17 protein-coding genes are annotated in these 20,635 nt (G+C 63.5%); 9 read left to right on the forward strand and 8 right to left on the reverse strand.

What is annotated here, in order from left to right; all coding sequences use genetic code 11:
• Nucleotides 1–159: 159 nt before the first annotated feature.
• The 4 genes from P353_RS21645 to P353_RS21660 all read right to left on the reverse strand — a co-directional run bounded on the left by P353_RS21645 (nucleotide 160) and on the right by P353_RS21660 (nucleotide 5,063).
• The gene (locus tag P353_RS21645) at nucleotides 160–927 is read right to left on the reverse strand and encodes an ABC transporter ATP-binding protein (RefSeq protein WP_034374418.1); all 768 of its coding nucleotides are present in this window, start codon (nucleotides 925–927) and stop codon (nucleotides 160–162) included.
• 159 nt (nucleotides 928–1,086) lie between these two features.
• Nucleotides 1,087–1,845 carry an ABC transporter ATP-binding protein gene (locus P353_RS21650; RefSeq protein ID WP_034374420.1) on the reverse strand — a complete coding sequence of 253 codons (759 nt, stop codon included), beginning with the start codon at nucleotides 1,843–1,845 and terminating at the stop codon, nucleotides 1,087–1,089.
• Complete coding sequence (locus P353_RS21655) at nucleotides 1,842–3,767, reverse strand: ABC transporter permease (protein ID WP_034374424.1); 1,926 nt, start codon at nucleotides 3,765–3,767, stop codon at nucleotides 1,842–1,844. Before P353_RS21655 ends, P353_RS21650 begins: the two co-directional genes overlap by 4 nt.
• Nucleotides 3,768–3,860: 93 nt before the next feature.
• On the reverse strand, nucleotides 3,861–5,063 hold the full coding sequence (locus tag P353_RS21660; protein WP_034374427.1) for an ABC transporter substrate-binding protein: 1,203 nt from the start codon (nucleotides 5,061–5,063) through the stop codon (nucleotides 3,861–3,863).
• Nucleotides 5,064–5,461: 398 nt separating this feature from the next.
• Here P353_RS21660 and P353_RS21665 point away from each other — a divergent pair, with 398 nt between their 5' ends.
• On the forward strand, nucleotides 5,462–6,235 hold the full coding sequence (locus P353_RS21665) for a ferredoxin--NADP reductase (RefSeq protein ID WP_003059561.1): 774 nt from the start codon (nucleotides 5,462–5,464) through the stop codon (nucleotides 6,233–6,235).
• A 105-nt stretch (nucleotides 6,236–6,340) separates the two neighbouring features.
• On the opposite strand, the gene P353_RS21670 is transcribed toward P353_RS21665, so the two are convergent.
• On the reverse strand, nucleotides 6,341–7,321 hold the full coding sequence (locus P353_RS21670) for a YihY/virulence factor BrkB family protein (protein ID WP_034374429.1): 981 nt from the start codon (nucleotides 7,319–7,321) through the stop codon (nucleotides 6,341–6,343).
• A 364-nt stretch (nucleotides 7,322–7,685) separates the two neighbouring features.
• Here P353_RS21670 and P353_RS21675 point away from each other — a divergent pair, with 364 nt between their 5' ends.
• Nucleotides 7,686–9,224 (forward strand): acetyl-CoA hydrolase/transferase family protein, encoded by a 1,539-nt coding sequence (locus P353_RS21675; RefSeq protein WP_034374432.1) that lies wholly within the window; start codon nucleotides 7,686–7,688, stop codon nucleotides 9,222–9,224.
• Nucleotides 9,225–9,353: 129 nt separating this feature from the next.
• Here P353_RS21675 and garD read toward each other — a convergent pair whose 3' ends face one another.
• The 3 genes from garD to P353_RS21690 form a co-directional block, all read right to left on the reverse strand.
• Nucleotides 9,354–10,919, reverse strand: coding sequence for a galactarate dehydratase (gene garD, locus P353_RS21680; protein ID WP_034374434.1), 1,566 nt, complete (start codon nucleotides 10,917–10,919; stop codon nucleotides 9,354–9,356).
• 157 nt (nucleotides 10,920–11,076) lie between these two features.
• Entirely contained in the window at nucleotides 11,077–12,078 is a 1,002-nt protein-coding gene (locus tag P353_RS21685; RefSeq protein ID WP_034374437.1) for a Bug family tripartite tricarboxylate transporter substrate binding protein, read from the reverse strand.
• A gap of 118 nt (nucleotides 12,079–12,196) precedes the next feature.
• On the reverse strand, nucleotides 12,197–13,492 hold the full coding sequence (locus P353_RS21690) for a glucarate dehydratase family protein (protein WP_034374439.1): 1,296 nt from the start codon (nucleotides 13,490–13,492) through the stop codon (nucleotides 12,197–12,199).
• A 142-nt stretch (nucleotides 13,493–13,634) separates the two neighbouring features.
• Between P353_RS21690 and P353_RS21695 the strand changes: the two genes are divergently transcribed.
• From P353_RS21695 to P353_RS21725, 7 genes are all read left to right on the forward strand, one after another.
• Nucleotides 13,635–14,390 (forward strand): FadR/GntR family transcriptional regulator, encoded by a 756-nt coding sequence (locus P353_RS21695; RefSeq protein WP_080750639.1) that lies wholly within the window; start codon nucleotides 13,635–13,637, stop codon nucleotides 14,388–14,390.
• Nucleotides 14,391–14,704: 314 nt separating this feature from the next.
• A complete protein-coding gene (locus P353_RS21700) occupies nucleotides 14,705–15,682 on the forward strand; it encodes a Bug family tripartite tricarboxylate transporter substrate binding protein (protein ID WP_034374442.1) in 978 nt (325 codons plus the stop codon).
• 41 nt (nucleotides 15,683–15,723) lie between these two features.
• Nucleotides 15,724–16,635, forward strand: coding sequence for a 5-dehydro-4-deoxyglucarate dehydratase (gene kdgD / locus P353_RS21705; RefSeq protein WP_034374444.1), 912 nt, complete (start codon nucleotides 15,724–15,726; stop codon nucleotides 16,633–16,635).
• 56 nt (nucleotides 16,636–16,691) lie between these two features.
• Entirely contained in the window at nucleotides 16,692–17,651 is a 960-nt protein-coding gene (locus P353_RS21710) for a Bug family tripartite tricarboxylate transporter substrate binding protein (RefSeq protein WP_034374447.1), read from the forward strand.
• A gap of 308 nt (nucleotides 17,652–17,959) precedes the next feature.
• Complete coding sequence (locus tag P353_RS21715; protein WP_034374449.1) at nucleotides 17,960–18,925, forward strand: 2-hydroxyacid dehydrogenase; 966 nt, start codon at nucleotides 17,960–17,962, stop codon at nucleotides 18,923–18,925.
• A 37-nt stretch (nucleotides 18,926–18,962) separates the two neighbouring features.
• Nucleotides 18,963–20,300 (forward strand): enolase C-terminal domain-like protein, encoded by a 1,338-nt coding sequence (locus P353_RS21720; RefSeq protein ID WP_034374450.1) that lies wholly within the window; start codon nucleotides 18,963–18,965, stop codon nucleotides 20,298–20,300.
• Nucleotides 20,301–20,448: 148 nt separating this feature from the next.
• On the forward strand, nucleotides 20,449–20,635 hold a 187-nt coding region (locus P353_RS21725; protein ID WP_034374453.1), incomplete at its 3' end, for an aldehyde dehydrogenase family protein.

Consider the following 20,635-nt stretch of genomic DNA (forward strand, 5'->3'; position numbering starts at 1 on the left):
GGCGGGCCTGGTTGCAAAGCGGTGCGGATCTTGAGGTGGTATTTACCGAGGTGGATCTGCCGATTCTGGGCGGCCGCTATCTGCTGCCGAGCAGCCTGTTGCGCTCCAGCCGGCTGCGCGCGCTGACGCCCTTGCTGCCAACGCGCTGAACCTCGGCCTTCAAACGCCCAGATATTGCTGGCGTGCCGCCTTGTCGCACGCCAGCTCGGCCATGCTGGCCGCGTGCACGATCTGGCCTTTTTCCAGCACATAGGCCCGGTCGGCCACGACCTCGGCAAACGGCAGGTTCTGCTCGCTGAGCAAGATGCCAATGCCCTGAGCCTTGAGCTCCAGAATCGTGCGCGCCATCTGCTCGACGATCAGCGGAGCAACCCCCTCGGAGGGCTCGTCCAGCAGCACCAGACAGGGCTGGCCCATCAGCGTGCGGGCCACGCTAAGCATCTGCTGCTCGCCACCGCTCATGCGCCCGCCAAGGCGCTCGGGCATCTCGCCCAGGTTGGGGAAAAGCGCAAACAGTTTTTCGGGCGTCCAGTGCGGCACGGCCTGGCCATCGGGCCAGCGGCGTGGCTTTTGCTTGCCGACCTCGAGGTTTTCCAGCACCGTCAGTTCGGTAAAGATGCGGCGGTCCTCGGGCACATAGCCCAGGCCGCGCTGCGCGATCTGGTGCGAAGCCTTTTTCTCCAGCGCCTCTCCCATGAAGCGGATACTGCCTTCGCGGCGCGGCACCAGGGCAGCAATGCTTTTGAGCGTGGTGGACTTGCCCGCGCCGTTGCGCCCCATCAGCGCCACGACCTCGCCGCGCCCCACGTTCAGCGATACCTCATGCAGGATGTGGGCCGCGCCATACCAGGCGTTGAGGTCCTGGACTTCAAGCAATTTCGGGCTCTGGTCCCTGTCCATCAAGCGCTGGCTGCTATTTTTTTGCATGGCAAGAATCCGGTGTGGCGAGCGTCGTTCGCTGTGGGTGACACGGGCCCGATTTTGATGAGTGACACCGAGCAAGAGCCGCCTCGCAGCGTGGGTGTCGCTCCCCTCGGGTGCGCAGCACCAGTGAGGGGGGAGGCGCTTTGCGTCTCAGGAGGCATTTCATTGCTTTTCCAGAACCAGACCTGTGCCCAGATAGGCCTGCTGCACGCGCGCATCGTCGCGAATGGCCTGCGGACTGCCTTCGGCCAGCAACTGGCCGCGCACCAGCACGGCCACTCGGTCGGCCTGACCGAAAACCACATCCATGCTGTGCTCGGTAAACAGCACGCCCATGCGGCGCTGCAGCGCAATCCGGCGCGTCAGCTGCATCAGGGCCACACGCTCGCCCGGGGCCATGCCGGCCGTGGGTTCGTCCATGAGCAGCAATTGCGGGTCATGGGCCAGCGCCATGGCCAACTCCGCTCGTTTTACATCGCCATAGGCCAGAGCGCTGCACGGGCGATCGGCTTGGGCGGCCATGTCCACCTGCTCCAGCAGAGTCAGGGCATCGGCACGGCGGTGGCTGGCGGCACGTGGCCACCAGCTGAAGATTTTGCGGTCGGCCGAGAGCAGGGCCATCTGCACGTTTTCCACCACGCTGAGCGAGGCAAAAGTCTGTGCAATCTGGAAGGTGCGCCCCACACCCTTGCGCCAGATGGCGCGCGGCGGCAGGCCCGTGATGGGCTGGCCGTTCAGCAGCACCTGGCCGCTATCGGGCGGCAACTGGCCACCGACCATGTTGAAGGTAGTGCTCTTGCCCGCGCCGTTGGGGCCAATCAGGGCCAGCAACTCGCCCGCCCGCAGGTCGAATGAGACGCTCTGCACGGCTTTCACGCCGCCAAAGGCCTTGCTGAGGTTCTGTACTTGCAGCAGGCTCATGATGCGGCCTTTGCTTTGTTTCTAATAGCCGCTCGTGCCCACAAAACTTGCACATAGCCTGCAATTCCCTGCGGTGCCAGCAGCACCAGCACTAGCATGGTCGCCCCCATCAGCGCGCGCCAGTATTCGGTGTTGCGTGCCACGGTGTCGTGCAGCCAGGTGAAGGCCGCTGCACCCACTACGGGGCCGGCCAGCGTCTGCACGCCGCCCAGCAGCACCATGACCAGCGCGTCCACCGACTTGGTGACCGACATGGCGTCAGGTGCCACGCCGCCCTTGCTGAAGGCAAACAGCGCTCCGGCCAGACCGGCAAACAGACCGGCGATCACGAACGCCGTCCACTGAATGCGGCGCACGTCGATGCCGATCGCATCTGCCCGTAGCGCCGAGTCGCGCGATGCGCGCAGCGCGTAGCCCAGAGGCGAAAACAGCAGGCGGCGCAGCAGATAGATGCCCAGCGCACAGACGCCTAGAGCCAGCCAGTAAAACGCCGCACCCTGCGAGGCCCATGTAATTTGCCAATCTGGCGGCCACACGCCGGTCACGCCGTTGCTGCCGCCGGTGAAGTCATCCCACTGAAAGACGATGGCCCAGCTGATCTGCGCAAACGCCAGTGTCAGCATGGTCAGATAGACGCCTGACAGCCGCACGCAGAACCAGCCATAGAGCAGGGCGCCAGCAGCGGCGGCCAGGGGTCCGAGCAGCAGCGCGGCCTCCATGGGCAGATCCAGCGTACGCACCAGCAGTGCCGCACCGTAGGCACCGAGGCCAAAGTAGGCCGCATGACCGAAGGAGTGCATGCCGCCGGGCCCGAGTATGAAGTGCAGACTGCTCGCGAACAGTGCGGCGACAAAGATGTCGGCCAACAGCACGGTGGCGTAGCTGCCGCCTTCGGCGCCGCTTGCCATCAGAGGCAGCAGCACCATCAGGGCCAGCAGGCCCAGCCATGCGGCAGTTGCTCCACGGCCAGCAGGACGCAGCGGTTGCTCGGGCTCGCCAGCGCTGCGTGCCAGCGCCTGTGGCTTGCCCAGCAGGCCCCAGGGTCGCCAGATCAGCACCACGGCCATGACCAGGAACTCCACCACCAGCGTGAGCTTGGAGAACGACAGCTCAAGACCCGCGATCTCCTGCACGCCCAGCCAGATACAGACGGCCTTGAGCTCTGCCACCAGCAACGCGGCAATGAAGGCGCCCGGTATGCTGCCCATGCCACCGACCACGACCACCACAAACGCGGCGCCGATGGTGAGTATGTCCATCTCCAGGCTCGCGGGCTCGCGCGGCAGTTGCAGCGCGCCGCCCAGGCCTGCCAGCAGCGTGCCCAGTGCGAACACGGCGGTGAACAGCCAGGCCTGGTTGACGCCCAGAGCGCCCACCATTTCGCGGTCCTGCGTGGCGGCACGCACCAGGGTGCCAAAGCGAGTCTTGGTCAATAAAAGCGTCAAACCCAAGAGCACGCATGGGCCGACAGCTATCAAAAAAAGATCGTAGGTAGGGAACTGACGGCCCAGAATCTCCACCGAGCCTTCGAGGCCCTGCGCACGCGGGCCGAACAGTTCCTCGGGGCCCCACAGCCACAGCGCTGCGTCCTTGATGACCAGTACCAGCGCAAAAGTGGCCAGCAGCTGGAACAGCTCGGGTGCCTTGTAGATGCGGCGCAACAGCAGTGTCTCGGTCAGTGCCCCGAGCGCGCCGCAGGCCAGCGGAGCCACCAGCAGCGCGGGCCAGAAGCCAATATGGGGCGAGAGCCAGTCCACGCTGCTGTAGGCGATGAAGGCGCCCAGCATATAGAACGAGCCATGGGCGAAGTTGATGGTGCGGGTGACACCAAAGATCAGCGACAGCCCGACCGAAACCAGAAACAGCGACGATGCGCTGGCCAGTCCGTTGAGCAGCTGGGCCAGCAGGCCGGATGCACTCATGCTGCGTAGCTCCTGAAGCTCGACATAGTGTGGGTGAATAAGAAAAGCCACCTGCGTGAATGCAGGTGGCCCGACATTTTCGCTGAAGCGAAATCAGTTCGCTGTCGCGGGGCGCAGCTTCTTCACTTCCTCGTCCGTGGGCTGGTAGTGCTTGCCGTCGGCATAGCGGTAGTTGACCAGCACGCCGCGCTTGAGTTTTTCGTCATAGGCGGTCTTGCCCACATAGGCACCCATCGTGGACTGGTTGTCCTGGGCGCGGTAGGTGATAGGGCCGAAAGGCGTGGCGACTTCCAGGCCCTTGAATGCCGCAATCAGCTTTTCGGTGTCGGGGTCGCCCTTGGTCTTGCGCAGACCCGCAGCAATCGACTGGATGGCGTTGTAGCCCACGATGGTGCCCAGGCGCGGGTAGTCCTTGAACCTGGCCTGGTAGGCCTTGAGGAAGGCGGCATGCTCGGGGGTGTTGATGGAATACCAGGGGTAGCCGGTCACGGTCCAGCCGATAGGCGCTTCCTTCTTGAGCGGGTCCAGGTATTCGGGCTCGGCCGTCAGCAGGCCCACGACTTCGCGGCCCTTGAAAAGGCCGCGTGTATTGCCCTCGCGCACGAACTTGCCGAGGTCGGTGGCAAACAGCACGTTGAAGATGGCGTCGGGCTTGGCATCAGCGAGTGCCTGCACGACGGAGCCGGCGTCGATCTTGCCAAGCGCCGGTGCCTGCTCAGCCACAAACTCGATGTCGGGCTGCCTGGCTTTCATCAGCGTCTTGAAGGTGGCAATCGCAGACTGACCGTATTCGTAGTTGGGGTAGACGATGGCCCAGCGCTTCTTATTGAGCTTGAGCGCTTCCTCCACCAGCATGGCGGTCTGCATATAGGTGGAGCCGCGCAGACGGTAGGTGTAGTGATTGCCGTCGGCCCAGACGATCTTGTCAGTCAGCGGCTCGGAGGCGAGGAAGAAGCGCTTTTTCTGCTTGGCGTAATCGGTCAGTGCCAGACCCACATGCGAGAGAAAGCTGCCCGTGAGCACATCGATTTTTTCACGCGTGTAGAGCTCTTCGGCGGCACGCACGGCATCGCCCGGGGTGGCGTTGTCGTCGCGCACGATGAGCTGCAGCTTCTTGCCGGCAATGCCGCCTGCGGCATTGACCTGCTCCACCGCCAGTTCCATGCCCTTCTTGTAGGGCTCCAGAAACGCGGGTTGAGCCTTGTAGCTGTTGATTTCGCCAATCTTGATCACGCCCTGTGCCCAGGCGGGCAGGGCGGCCAGTGTCAGCAGGGGCAGGGACCAGCGCAGCTGCATTGTCATTCTCCTTGGTGCTAGGTGGGCGACCATGGTCTGAGATACTGGGTCGCCGCAATCATTAATGCTCAATTTGAGCATTTATATAGACAAATAAAGCGCTTGTTCAAAGCGCGTGGGAAATGATCCTAGAGCAGCGTTTTCCATGAGTCAAGATGGGTGAGACAGTTTTTCGGCGATCGGGCGGTATCTGAACGCTTCATTCTGCTTATCACTATTCGATCTCAAGACATTCATGTGTGATTCACCCGTTTCTGTGCAATTGCCGGACAATATAGGTCTTGTCCCGCTTGGCAACCGGCAGCCAACGCGCTAGCAGCTCTGACCTGCAGTGCCCCGCCACCGCCCAGCATTTGCCGCGCAGGTTTTCTGCTTCGAGTTTTTATTTCAGACGAATCATGAGTGCTTTTCTTGAAGAACGCGTGCTGTCCGTCCACCACTGGACCGACCGTCTTTTCTCCTTCACCACCACCCGCGACACATCGCTGCGCTTTTCCAACGGCCACTTCACCATGATCGGCCTGAAGGTGGATGGCAAAAACCTGCTGCGCGCCTACTCCATCGCCAGCCCCAACTACGAAGAGCATCTGGAGTTCCTGTCCATCAAGGTACCCGAAGGCCCTTTGACCTCCAAGCTGCAGAACATCCAGGTGGGTGACACCATCATCGTGGGCAAGAAGCCCACAGGCACGCTGCTGATCGACTATCTGCTGCCAGGCAAGAATCTGTATCTGATCGGCACGGGCACCGGCCTGGCTCCCTGGCTGGCCGTGGCGCGAGACCCCGAGACGTATGAGCGTTTCGACAATGTGGTCGTGGTGCATGGCGTGCGTCAGGTGCAGGAGCTGGCCTATCAGGAGCTGTTCGAGAAGGAATTGCCCGAGCATGAATTCCTCGGCGATATCGTCAAGGGCAAGCTGCATTACTACCCCACGGTGACACGCGAGCCCTTCCGCAATCAGGGCCGTATCTCGGCCCAGATCAACAACGGCACCTTCCCGCAAAACCTGGGTCTGCCCGATCTGAATCCCGAGACCGATCGCGTCATGCTGTGCGGCAGCCCCGCCATGCTGTCCGAACTCAAGGAACTGCTGGAAAAGCGCGGCTTCAAGGAAGGCAACACCACCACGCCCGGCGACTTTGTCATTGAGCGTGCGTTTGTAGAAAAGTAATTCCACCTTGCCCCGAGCAAAAGGCCTGCATCAGCAGGCCTTTTTACATTTTCGACATGAGGCAGATGGTTGTGAGCGCAGGTATGGCAGTCGATCTCGGCCGCCTCATATGTTCTCCCCTGCATTTTCGGGAAGACGCTGCACATCCATGAGTGTGGCGCTGGACGTTTTGCGCGAGACAAACGGGATGCCCAGTTGGACCTTGGACTTGCTGCAGGCCTTGGCGGTGGCCGCCGAGAACAGCAGGATGGCCGAGGTGAAATAAAACCACATCAGCACGACCACCAGCGAGCCGGCTGCACCATAGGCCGATACCACGGCGGCAGTGGACAGATACCAGGCCAGGGCCTGTTTGCCGATGGTGAACAGGGCTGCTCCCGTCAGCGAGCCCAGCAGCAGGTATTTGGTGGCGGGTTTGATGCCGCTACCCATGCGCATCAGACCCCAGAACAGCAGCACCGCAATGCCGAAGGACAGACCCTCGTTGATCAGCCCCATCAGCGGGCCCAGCGGCACAAGCTGCAACTCGTCATTGGCCCATTTGGTGATCATCTGGATGGCGGTTGAAAGCACCATGGACACCAGCAGCAAAAAGCCCAGGCCCACGACATAGCTCAACCCCCACAGACGTGAGATGGCCATGCTCCACCAGGGCTTGTTTTCCTGCGGGCGCGACTCTTCGCCCATAGACCAGAGCTTGTCCAGTGAAGCCTGCAGCTCCACAAACACGCCCGTGGCGCCCGAGAGCATCATCATCAGACCGAGCACGGACGCGAGCGATCCCTGATTGGCGTTCTGGGCGCTGGCCAGCGCACTCTTGACGACCTGTGCCGCGCGTTCCCCGACCACGCTCTGTATCTGGCTGATCAAGGTGCTTTCCACATAGCTGCGATCCAGCCACCAGCCCAGCAGCCCCACGACAGCCAGCAGCAGTGGTGCCAGGCTCAGCATGCCGTAGAAAGACATGGCGGCACTCATGCGCAGACCGTCGGCCTGCAGCCAAAGTTGTACGGAGTCGATCAGCGGTTGCAGGGGGTGGACGAGGCGTCGCAGCTTGTGCTGCCAGCCGGAGGTATCAAAAGCCATGTGTCTAATTCTGGTTGCTGAACCATGGTGGTTTTGTCAGCCTATGTCTGCTGGCAGTGAGTACAGGCGAATATTTTGTAATTTCCGCCTGCATTCTGGCAACTCTGCCATGGTGATTAATTTCAGCGGTTTCAAGTTTTCATCCTTTATCCGTTGTGCGATGGATGCTCACTTTTTTGAGTTGTGAATCCAATTTCGCCGGCTTCTTTAAAGAAAGCGCATCGGGGTTTTCTCTAGTCAACTACGCTTGGCGACCCTCTGTGTGTCGTAGTTCAATCCGGGTTTGCACCAGTCAAAATGCAACTCCTCAACTACAAAAAATACCATCCCTCTTCAAGAAGGCTGGCAAGACGAGACACATTACATGCAGACTTCCTTTTCCACCGCATCTCCTGCAGATCGCGTGCTTTGCCCTGTCTTGCGCGAACGCATCATGACGGCGGACCAGGCCGCCGGCCTGATTCAATCAGGCATGACGCTGGGCATGAGCGGCTTCACTCCCGCAGGCGCACCCAAGGCCGTGCCCCAGGCATTGGCACGCCGCATCGAAGCGCAGAACGCCAACGGCGGCAATTTCCGCATCAGCCTGTGGACGGGGGCTTCGACTTCGGCCGAGCTTGACGGGGCATTGGCCAAGGTGCGTGGCATCGAGCGCCGCCTGCCCTACCAGAGTGATCCCACGGTGCGCAAAGAGATCAACGAGGGGCGCATGCAGTATGTGGACATCCATCTGTCCCATGTGGCGCAGCATGTGTGGTTCGGCTTCCTCGGTCATCTTGACGTGGCGGTGATCGAAGTGGCGGGCATCCTGCCCGACGGTCGCCTGATTCCGTCGACTTCGGTGGGCAACAACAAGACCTGGCTGGAGCAGGCCGACAAGATCATTCTCGAAGTCAACAGCGCCCAGCCCGCCGAGCTCGAGGGCATGCACGATATCTACTACGGCGCGGCAGTGCCGCCAAAGCGCAAGCCCATACCCATGGAGCACCCGTTCGACCGCATTGGTGAGCCCTATCTGCATTGCGATCTGAGCAAGGTGATTGCCGTGGTGCCAACGGTCCAGCGTGACAGGCTGGCAGCGTTCACGGCACCCGATGAAGGCTCCATGCACATTGCCGAGAACATCATCGACTTTTTGCAGCACGAGGTGAGCGCTGGCCGCCTGCCACCCGAGTTGCTACCGCTGCAGTCGGGCGTTGGCAATATCGCCAACGCCGTGCTGGCGGGTTTGAACAACGGCCCGTTCGACCACCTGAACGCCTATACCGAAGTGCTGCAGGACGGCATGCTGGACATGCTGGAGTCAGGCAAGCTCGATACCGCATCGACCACCTCGCTGGCACTGAGCCCGGCGGCCATGGAGCGCTTTCTGGCCAACATCGACTACTACCGCCAGCGCATCATGCTGCGCCCGCAGGAGATATCGAACCACCCGGAGTTGATCCGCCGCATGGGTTTGATCTCGATGAACGCGCTGATCGAGGCCGATATGTACGGCAACGTCAACAGCACGCATGTCATGGGCTCGTCCATCATGAACGGCATTGGCGGCAGCGGCGACTTTGCACGCAACGCCTATCTGTCGATCTTCATGACGCCATCCACGGCCAAGGACGGCAAGATCAGCTGCATCGTGCCCATGGTCTCCCATGTCGATCACACCGAGCACGACGTGCAGGTCATCGTGACCGAGCAGGGGCTGGCCGATCTGCGCGGCCTGGCTCCGGTGCAGCGCGCACGTTTGATCATCGAGAAATGCGTGCACCCCGACTACAAGGTGGCGATGAGCGAGTATCTGGAGCGCGCGCTGCGCGACGCACCGGGCAAGCACACGCCACATTTGCTCGATCAGGCTTATGCCTGGCACCAGCGCTATCTGAAGACGGGTTCCATGCAGGCCTGACGGAGCATGCGCAAACCAGAAACGCCGCCATATGGCAGCGTTTCCGGTGATTCTGTCTGAGCCCGGATGGTGGCTTCGCAAAGCGCTCTGGATTCGAGAGCGCTCTCGAGGTGTGTGCGCCGTACGGATTCAGGTCACCGGAGCCGGGTTGAACAGCACCAGCGCGTTGTGCAACTGCCAATGCTCGGCCCAGGTCTTTTTGCGACCGCTGGCGACATCGAGCATCAGCCTGAACATCTCCCAGCCTATGTCTTCGATCGTTGCCTCGCCGTCGGCAATGCGTCCGGCGTTGATATCCATCAGATCGTGCCAGCGTCGCGCCAGGTCGCTGCGCGTGGCCACCTTGATCACCGGCACCTGTGCCAGACCGTAGGGCGTGCCGCGGCCCGTGGTGAAGACATGCAGGTTCATTCCCGCTGCCAGCTGCAGCGTGCCGCAGATGAAGTCGCTGGCCGGCGTGGCCGCATAGACCAGACCCTGACCGATGTCGCGATCGGCCAGGCGCTGACCCGGCGACAGCACGCCGGTGATGGGGGCCGTACCGCTCTTGATGATGGAGCCCATGGCCTTCTCGACGATGTTCGACAATCCGCCCTTTTTATTGCCCGGCGTGGTGTTGGCGCTGCGGTCCACGCGGCCCTTGTCGAGATAGGCGTCGTACCAGGCCATTTCCTCGATCATGGCTTCGGCCACTTCGGGGCTTGCGGCGCGCGAGGTGAGCTGGTCGATGCCGTCGCGCACCTCGGTCACCTCGCTGAACATCACGGTGGCGCCCGCGCGCACCAGCAAGTCGGTGCAAAAGCCCACGGCCGGGTTGGCCGTGACGCCGCTGAAGGCGTCGCTGCCCCCGCATTGCACGCCCACCACCAGGGCGCTGGCGGGCACGGTCTCGCGGCGGCGGGCGTCGAGGCGGCGCAGATGCTGCTCGGCCTGGCGCATGATGGAGTCGATCATGGACATAAAGCCCACATGGGCTTCGTCCTGCAGGCAGACCACGTCCAGCTCGGGCTCACGCTCATCGACGATGGGAAAGCTGCCCGGCGGCAGCAGGCGTTCGGGCTGCAGCTTCTCGCACCCCAGGCTGACCACCATGACCTCGCCGCCGAAGTTGGGATTGCGGCTGATGTTGCGCAGCGTGCGCTGCGGGATCTCGGCTCCCACGGCATCGATGGCCACGCCGCAGCCATAGCTGTGCTCCAGGCCCACCACGTCGTCAACACGGGGGTATCGGGGCAGCAGCTCGGACTTGATGCGGCGCACCGCAAAGTCCAGTACTCCGGCCACGCATTGCACCGTGGTGGTGATGGCCAGGATGTTGCGCGTGCCCACCGTGCCGTCCGCATTGCGGTAGCCCTCGAAGGTATAGCCTTCAAGCGGCTCCAGCACGGGCGGCTTGACGGTGGCGATGGGCAGGCCCTCAAGCGAGCGAGCCTCGGGCATCTGCAGCAAGCGCTCGTGCACCCAGCTGCCGGCGGCAATGGGCTTGAGCGCATAGCCGATGATCACGTTGTAGCGGCGCACCGCGCCGCCTTCGGGAATGTCCACCAGCGCCACCTTGTGCGCCTGCGGCACCTTGTCGATCAGCACCAGCCCCCCGGGCATCACCGTGCCCGCAGGCAACCCCCCGTCATTGGCCACGATGGCCACGTTGTCGGCCGGATGCATGCTGATGGAAAGCGGAAGTGGGGTACTCATGGCAATGTCTCAATTTTCTAGGTGCCTGTCGCAATCGGAGTGCAGCCCTCGCAAACTTCACGTCCCAACTCAGGAACGCCGAGCAAGAGCCGCCTCCCCCTCCGCGAAGCGAGAAGGGGCGCCGTGCAACGGGGAAGGCGCGAAGCGCCTCAGGGGGTTATTCAGCCTTTATTCCAGCAGACTTGATCACCTTGGCCCACTTGCTCACCTCGGCCTTCTGATAGTCGGCCAGTTCGACGGTCGTCATGTTCGACGGCAGCATGCCGAAGTTCTTGAGGCGTGCCTGGACTTCGGGGGTGGCGACGATCTTCAGGATTTCGGCATGCAGGCGGTCCACGATGGGCTTGGGCGTTCCCGCAGGGGCGAAAACGGCCTGCCAAGAGCCCATGTCGAAACCCTTCTCGCCGGCCTCGGCAATCGTGGGTACATCGGGCAGTGATTCCAGGCGCTTGGAGCTGCTCACGGCGATGGGGCGCAGCTTGCCGGACTGGATGTGCGGGCCGACGACCAGAGCAGTGTCGAACATCATGTCCACCTGTCCGCCCATGACATCCTGCACGGCAGGACCGCTGCCCTTGTAGGGCACATGGGTGAACTTCACTCCGGTCTGGTAGGCCAGCAACTCCAGCGCCATGTGGTTGGAGGTGCCGTTGCCCGGAGAGGCCGAGGTCAGGCCGCCCGACGAGGCCTTGGCCTTGCTGCCGGCCAGCACGTCGGCCAGAGTCTTGTAGGGGCTGGAGGCAGGCACCACCAGCACCAGAGGGCCGGAGCCGAGCATGGCGACGGGAGTGAAGGACTTGACGGGGTCATAGTCCAGCTTGGAGTACAGGCTGACATTGATGGCGTGCGAGCTGATGGTGCCGCCCAGAATGGTGTAGCCGTCGGCCGGGGCGCGTGCCGCCAGCGCCGAGCCCACGCTGCCGCCGGCGCCGCCCTTGTTCTCGATGACCACGGGCGTGCCCAGGGCCTTGCTCAGCGGCTGCGCAATCACGCGCGCCAGGGTGTCGGTATTGCCGCCAGGGGGGAACGGCACCAGATAGGTAATGGGCTTGCCCGTGGGCCAGTTGCCCTGTGCCAGGGCCGGTGCGGCGACAAGGGATGCGCCCAGCAGCAGGGCGCTGGCGGCGAGGGTGGATTGAAGCAGGGTGCGGCGTTGCATGGTGGTTGTCTCCGGTTGAAAAGCGTCTTTTTGCGCTGTGTAAAGGGGTGCGATCGGACCAGCTCGGCTTGGGCTGAATGTTTGCTCTGTGCGGTCTGTTTTGTGCAGGGGCGGGAATTCAGAAGCGCGGTTGCTTGCCGGTGAATTCCGGGTCGTATTTGCGCATCTGGCCCAGGTCGTCGCGGTTGCGGATACCGCAATGCAGATAGTTGTCATGCAGGCGTGCCAGGGCTTCGCGGTCCAGGGTCACGCCCAGGCCGGGCGTGGTGGGCACACGCAGGCTGCCCTGCTCGAACTGCAGGCGCCCGCCCTCGACGACTTCCTCGTCCTGCCAGGGATAGTGGGTGTCGCAGGCATAGGTCAGCAGGGGTACGCTGGCGCACAGATGAGTCATGGCCACCAGGCTCACGCCCAGGTGGGAGTTGCTGTGCATGGACAGACCCAGGTCGAAGGTGCGGCACAGCGTGGACAGGCGCTGTGTGGCGCGCAGGCCGCCCCAGTAATGGTGGTCGCTGAGCACGATCTTCACGGGGCAGCCCATGTCGGCGTTGCGGCGGAACTCGGCAAAGTCCGTCACCACCATATTCGTGGCCAGGGGCACGTCGCACTCGCGAGCCACGGCGGCCATACCGTCCAGGCCCGGGGCAGGGTCCTCGTAGTACTCAAGCACGCCGCGCAACTGCTGCACGATCTTCAGGCTGGTTTCCACGGTCCAGTTGCCATTCGGGTCGATGCGCAGAGGTGTGCCTGGGAAGGCCTCGGCCAGTGCCAGGATGCCGGCGGCCTCCTGCTCGGGCGCCAGCGTGCCGGCCTTGAGCTTGATGCTCTGGAAGCCGTACTGGTCGATCATGCGCCGGGCCTGGGCCACCAGCTGGGCCGGCGTCAGGGCTTCGCCCCAGGCGTCGGGTGTATAGGGCTGGCCCACATGCTCGGCGTATTTGTAGAACAGATAGGCCGAGTAGGGCACGCGGTCGCGTGCGGGTCCGCCCAGCAGGTCGACGATGGGTGCCCGGGCCATCTGGCCCTGCAGGTCCAGCATCGCGACTTCGAAGGCGCTGACCACCTTGGCCACGGTCTTGGAGACATGGGTGCCAGGGGCCAGCGAGACCTGCTGGCCCAGAAATTCCGAAGCCGTGAGTTTGGGCGGAGTGACCACGGCGGCGACGCGGGCCTCCATTTCATTGAGCGCCCAGGGCGAGAGCCCGAGCAGAGCCGGTGCGGCCTTGGCCAGGGCATCCAGCATGGGCTGGTCGCCATAGCTCTCGTTGATGCCGACCAGGCCCGAGGCGGTCTCGATCTCGATGATGGAGCGCAGCGCCCAGGGCTCGTGAATGCCGGCGGCGTTGAGCAACGGCGGATCGCGGAAGGCAATCGGCGTGATGCGGATGTGGCGGATCTGGTGAAAGGTGCTCATCTTGAGATGACGGATGCGGTGAAGAAGCTCCGGCCGGAGTGGAAACAGTGCTGCGATGTGGTATGTTGTCGTACAACTGAAAGCCATTATCATCAGGCTCATGAGTACTCAGACATCGGAATTACCCCAATCAACCCCGTCTTTGCCGCTGACGGAGGGGTACGCGCTGCGCAGCAAGACCAGCAAGGGCAGCCGCAGTCTGGCGAATCTGTTGTCCGAGGAGTTCGAGCACAAGATCCGCCAGGGCCTGCTGCATGAGGGGGACAAGCTGCCTACCGAGTCCGAACTCGTGCGCAGCTATGACGTCAGCCGCACCGTGGTGCGCGAGGCGCTGTCCAAATTGCAGGCGGCGGGGCTGGTCGAGACCCGACATGGCATAGGCACGTTTGTGCTGCCCGCGCGCCAGAGCGCAAGCCCCATGCTCAGCGCACGCGAGCTCAGCGAGTCCGTCGATGTGCTGGCCGTGCTGGAGCTGCGCATCAGTCTGGAAACCGAGGCTGCCGGTCTGGCTGCCCAGCGCCGCAGCGAGGCCCATCTGCAGGTCATGAGCGAGGCTCTGCAGGCGTTCGAGCATCATTTCGCCCTGGGGCACGACACCGTCGAGCATGATCTGGCCTTTCACCTGAGCATCGCGCAGGCCACAGGCAACCGGTATTTCCAGGACATCCTGCAGCACTTCGGAACGCTGCTGATTCCGCGCAATCGCATTGCCTCCATGCATACGCCGGCGCGCGATCCCGACTATCTGCGCCGGGTGAACCGCGAGCACGAGGAGATCTATGCCGCCATCGTGCGCCAGGACGCCGATTCGGCCCGTGCCGCCATGCGCATCCATCTGACCAACTCGCGGGAGCGTTTGCGCCTGGCCCAGCGTCTGAGTCTGAGCCCTGAGCCCTGAGCCCGGTACCCTGGCCCGGGCCGGCGCTTGATGGAAGAGGCCGACCGCAGCAACCGGCGGGGCTGCCGGCGGCATGTGGTGGCCGTGGTGGTGGCCGTGGTGTCCCGGCTGCGCTGAATACTTGTTGATATTTCAAAAATGATAGCTTGAAGCTCCTTTAAATATTGAGCTTTAGGCGTATTCAATGAGTGAAAGTGACGCAAGCTGAGGCCTGGTAAACGGCTGCGATCCGTGCTTACCCTTAGAAAAAATGTCTTGGTGTTCAAAAAAACCTAGTTGTATGATGACTGACCACAACAAGGAGACATTTCACCATGGTCCGACGCACGCACTTTCTGCGCTCTCTGCTGGCCCTGGCGGCCGGCGGTTTGCTGTCGTCCACATTGCTGGCTGCCGATGCCTGGCCCAGCAAGCCCATCCGTCTGGTCGTGCCCTATCCGCCCGGCGGCAGCTCCGACATCATTGCGCGCTCCATCGGGCAACTGATTTCCCAGGAGCTCAAGCAGACCGTGGTGATCGACAACAAGCCTGGCGCCAATGGCAATCTGGGCGCTGAATTCGTCGCCCGGGCGCCGGCCGATGGCTATACCTGGTTGCTCTGCGATCTCGGCGCACTGGCCATCTCTCCCTCGATCTATACCAAGCTCAGCTTCGACCCTTCCAAGGCGCTGCGCGGTGCGGCCATGCTGGCCTATTCGCCCCATATGCTGGTGGTGCACCCCTCCGTCCAGGCCAGCAATCTCAAGGAACTGGTGGAGCTGTCCAAGAAGCAGGACCTGAACTTTGCCGTCACCGCATCGGGCAGTGCCCCCCATCTGGCCGGCGTGGAGCTGGCCCGCATCACCGGCGCCAAATGGGTGTATGTGCCCTACAAGGGCGGTGTGCAGTCGGTGCAGGACACGGTGGCAGGCCAGACTCAGGTGCTGATGAACGGCATGCTGGCCACCTATCCGCATGTGCAAAGCGGCAAGCTCAAGCTGCTGGGCATTTCCAAGAACACCCGCATGCCCCTGATTGCCGATGTGCCGACGCTGGCGGAACAGGGCGCACAGGGTTTTGCCTCGGGCACCTGGCAGGGCGTGGTGCTGCCCGCCAAGACGCCTGACGCCGTGGTGCAGCGTGTGAACCAGGTGCTGCTCGCAGCCATCCGCTCCACCGAGGTCCGCTCCCGGCTGACCGGCCAGGGTGCCGAGGTCGTCACGATGACGCCCGCCGAAACCGACAAATTCTTCAACGCCGAGCGCGCGCGCTGGCGCACCGTGGTGCAAGCCGCCCAACTGCAGCTGGATTGAGCTGCCAGATCTTTTTTGCTCTCCTCTTTTCAAGGATTACCATGACACCCCAAGACCTCAAAGACGTGATGAGTTCCGGCCTGCTGTCCTTCCCCGTGACGGACTTCGATGCCCAGGGCAACTTCAATGCCAAGGGTTATGCCGCACGCCTTGAATGGCTGGCTCCCTACGGCGCCAGTGCCCTGTTCGCCGCCGGTGGCACGGGCGAATACTTCTCGCTGCATGGCGAGGAATACGGCCAGATCATCAAGACCGCCGTGGATACCTGCCGCGGCAAGGTGCCCATCATCGCCGGCGCCGGCGGTCCCACCCGCACCGCCATTGCCCATGCGCAAGAGGCCGAACGACTGGGCGCCCACGGCATTTTGCTGATGCCTCATTACCTGACCGAAGCCGGCCAGGAAGGCCTGATCGCCCATGTGGAGCAGGTCTGCAAGAGCGTGGATTTCGGCGTCATCGTCTACAACCGCGACCGCTCCCGCTTCACGCCCGAATCCCTGGCCATCCTGGCCGAGCGCTGCCCCAACCTGGTGGGCTTCAAGGACGGCCTGGGCAATATCGAGACCATGTCCTCCATCTTCATGAAGATGGGTGACCGCTTCGCCTACCTGGGCGGACTGCCCACGGCCGAGGTCTATGCGGCCGCCTACAAGGCTCTGGGCACCCCCGTGTATTCCTCTGCCGTCTTCAACTTCATTCCCAGGACGGCGATGCAGTTCTACGAGGCCGTGCGCACCGATGACCAGGCCACGCAGCACAAGCTGCTCAAGGAATTCTTCATGCCCTATCTGAAGATCCGCAACCGTGTCGAAGGCTATGGCGTGAGCATCATCAAGGCCGGCGCCAAGCTGGTCGGCCACGATGCCGGTCCCGTGCGCGCTCCCCTGACCGACCTCAAGCCTGCCGAGATGGAGGAGCTCAAGGTCCTGATCGACAAGCTCGGCCCCCAGTAAGACCCGATGCAGGGGCCAGGCCAAGAATCGGGCCCCGCGTCTTCAGGAGACAAAGCATGAAAAAGATACTGATCACGCTGGGCGCCACCCTGGCACTGGCCGTCCAGGCGGCCGGCAGCTTTCCCGACAAGCCCGTCAACATCATCGTGCCCTTTCCGGCCGGCGGCTCCACCGACACCGTGGCGCGGGCCCTGGCCCTGAGCATGGGCGAGCAACTGGGCAAGCCCTTTGTCGTGGAAAACCGTCCTGGCGCCACGGGCACCATTGGTGCGGGAGCCGTCAAGCGCGCAGCCGCCGACGGCTACACCTTGCTGGTGGCATCGCTGGGCCCCTTTGTGGTGACCCCGCATATGGTCAGGAACGTGCCCTATGACGCCGGCAAGGATTTCGACTACATCACCATTCCCGTGCAGGCTCCCAATGTGCTCGTTGCCAGCCCGACGCAAAAGGCCCGCAGCGTGAGCGAAGTGATTGCCGCGCTCAAGGCCAATCCCGGCAAGATCAGCTTTGCCAGCTCCGGCAACGGCTCCTCGGACCATCTGTCGGCCGAGCTGTTCTGGCAGCAAACGGGTACCGAAGCCGTGCATGTGCCTTACAAGGGCGGAGCACCGGCGATCACCGATCTGCTGGGTGGCCAGGTGGATTTCTCGTTCCAGAACGTCAACGCCGTGCTGTCCCATCTGCGCAGCGGCAAGCTGCGCGCCATTGCCGTGACCGGCAGCCAGCGCTCACCCGTGCTGCCCGATGTGCCCACACTGGCCGAGTCCGGCGTCAAGGGTGCCGAGGTCTACTCCTGGCAAGGCATGGCCGCTCCCAAGGGCTTGCCGGCCGATGTCAAGGCCAGACTGGCCAAGGCCGCCATTGCCGCCGTGCAGCAGCCCGATATCCGCAAGCGCTTTGTGGAGCAGGGGCTGGAAATCGTGGGCAACACACCCGAGGAATTCACGCGCTTTCAGGCCCAGGAGAACGAGCGCTGGAAGCAGCTGATCCAGACCCGCAAGATCACAGCGGATTGATATGAAACACCCCCTGAGTCGCTTCGCACCTTCCCCCGTGTGCACGGCGCCCTCTCTCGCTACGGGAGGGGGGCGTCTGGGCAACCGGCGACACCCTCGCGGAGGGGCGGCGCGGCCGGCGTAGGCCCTTGCTCGGTGTCTCTCGCCGTTGGTCATGCCGGTTCCAGACGCTTTGTTCCACATCGAGCACCACAGACAACTGAGATAAAACAACGGGCTGGCCTCTGGTCAGCTCGGCAGGCCTGCCACCACGCAGGCCCTTTTCACCGGGGGCTTTCAGTTCCCGCAAGTTCCAAGGATCCCAAGGCATGGCGACCATCCGACCACGCGTTCTTCAATACGGCAAGATGCCGCTGACCCAGCTTGATGCCGAACTGGCCCAAGCCTACGACGTGAGCATCCTCTGCGATCAGCCCGATCCCGAGCGCTTTCTTGCCGAGCATGGCGGCCGGTTCGAATATGCGGTCACCTCGGCCGCCATGGGCCTGCCCGCGCGCGTGGTCGATGCACTGCCCCATCTCAAGTTCGTGAGCAGCTTCGGCGTGGGCTTCGACGCATTGGACAAGGACGCTTTGCTGCGCCGGGGCGCGCGTGTGGGCTATACGCCAGGCGTGCTCGACGATTGCGTGGCCGATCTGGCTTTTGCGCTGCTGCTGGATGTCACGCGCGGCCTCAGCGAGTCCGACCGCTTCGTGCGCCGCGGAGGCTGGAGCCAGGGCCGCTTCGGCGTCCGCACCCGCGCCAGCGGCAAGCGTCTGGGCATCTTCGGCATGGGCCGCATCGGCAGCACCGTGGCGCGCCGCGCCTCGGGTTTCGACATGGAAGTGGCCTACCACAACCGCCGTCCCGTCGAAGGCTCGCCTCACCAGTATCAGCCCTCGCTGCTGGAGCTGGCGCGCTGGGCCGACATCCTGGTCATCACCGCTGCCGGCGGTGAAGGCACGCGTCACCTGGTGAACGCCGAAGTGCTGGCGGCCCTGGGCCCGCAGGGCTTTCTGGTCAATGTGGCGCGCGGCAGCGTGGTCGACGAAGCCGCCCTGGCCGATGCCCTGGAGAGCAAGCGCATCGCCGGTGCCGGGCTTGACGTGTTCGAGGACGAGCCCCGTCCCCTGCCGACGCTGCTGGCCCTGGACAACGTGGTGCTGGCCCCCCACATCGCCAGCGGCACCCACGAAACCCGCCGCGCCATGGCCGATCTGGTGCTGCACAACCTGCAGCAGTTCATCGCCACGGGCCGTCCCGCGGTCGAGGTGCCCTGGTCCGCCGCGCAATGATTTTCCTTTCCCTCCGAGTCTGTTGAAGAGCTTTTCCATGTCCACTACCCCGACCATCACCGCCATTGAAGTCATCCCCGTCGCCGGCCGCGACGGCATGCTCATGAACCTCAGCGGCGCCCACGCGCCCTACTTCACGCGTAACATCGTGCTAGTGCACGACAGTGCGGGTCGTACCGGGGTGGGCGAGGTGCCGGGAGGGGAAGGCATTCGACAGGCTCTGGAGGACAGCAGGCACGTGCTGATCGGCCGCTCTGTCGGCCAGCACCTGCAACTGCTGCAAGAGCTGCAGAAATCCCTGGAAGGGCGCGATACCGGCGGCCGCGGCCTGCAGACCTTTGACCTGCGTATCGGTGTGCACGCCGTGACTGCCATCGAATCCGCACTGCTGGATCTGCTGGGCCAGCACCTGGGCGTGCCCGTGGCCGCGCTGCTGGGCGAAGGCCAGCAGCGCGATCGCGTGGAAATGCTGGGCTATCTGTTCTTTGTCGGCCCCTCGGACAAGACCGGCCTGGACTACGTCAAGCCCGGCGAGGACAAGCTGGGCACGGACGACTGGAGCCAGGTGCGCCACATGACGGCCATGACGCCCGAGGCCATCGTGCGCCAGGCCGAAGCGGCCTACGCACGCTACGGCTTCAACGACTTCAAGCTCAAGGGCGGCGTGCTGGCCGGCGAGCAGGAAGTCGAGGCCGTGACCGCGCTGGCCAAACGTTTCCCCGATGCCCGCGTCACCCTGGACCCCAACGGGGGCTGGCTGCTCAAGGATGCCGTGCGCCTGATGCGCGATATGCGCGGCGTGCTGGCCTATGCCGAAGACCCCTGCGGCGCCGAAGGCGGTTTCTCGGGCCGAGAAGTCATGGCTGAATTTCGCCGCGCCACCGGCCTGCCCACGGCCACCAATATGGTTGCCACCGACTGGCGCCAGATGGTGCACGCCCTGTCGCTGCAGTCCGTGGACATTCCCCTGGCCGACCCCCATTTCTGGACCATGGCCGGCTCGGTGCGCGTGGGCCAGACCTGCCGCGACTGGGGCCTGACCTGGGGCTCGCACTCCAACAACCACTTCGACATCTCGCTGGCCATGTTCACCCATGTGGCCGCCGCGGTGCCCGGCAAGGTCACGGCCATCGACACGCACTGGATCTGGCAGGACGGCCAGTACCTCACGCAGCAACCCCTGCAGATCAGGGGCGGTTTTGTGGAGGTGCCCAAGACCCCTGGCCTGGGCGTGACCGTGGACCGCGAGGCGCTCAAGCGCGCCAATGTTCTGTACCTGGAGCATGGCCTGGGCGCGCGCGATGACGCCATCGCCATGCAACACCTGATCCCTGGCTGGAGGTTCGACAACAAACGGCCTTGCATGGTGAGGTAATGCCTCCCCCCTGTGGCGCTGCGCGCCTTCCCCCCAGGGGAACGACGCCATCGCTGCGGGGCTGCCCTTGCTCGGCATCTCTGGCCTGGGCCGTGCCCTGATTTGTACGACGCTCTCTTCGCCCCTTCTTTTTCTTACGGAGCACCTCATGTCCCGCTACGACAACCTCATCAACGGCCAATGGACGGCTGCTGACAGCTACTCCTCCAACACCAACCCCAGCGACCTGTCCGATGTGATCGGTGAGTACGCCCAGGGCAATGCCGCCGATGTGCACGCCGCCATCGCTGCGGCCGCTGCGGCCTTTCCCGCCTGGTCCACCTCGGGCATCCAGG

The sequence above is a fragment of the Comamonas testosteroni genome, assembly GCF_000761245.1.
GTDB classification, from domain to species: domain Bacteria; phylum Pseudomonadota; class Gammaproteobacteria; order Burkholderiales; family Burkholderiaceae_C; genus Comamonas; species Comamonas testosteroni_C.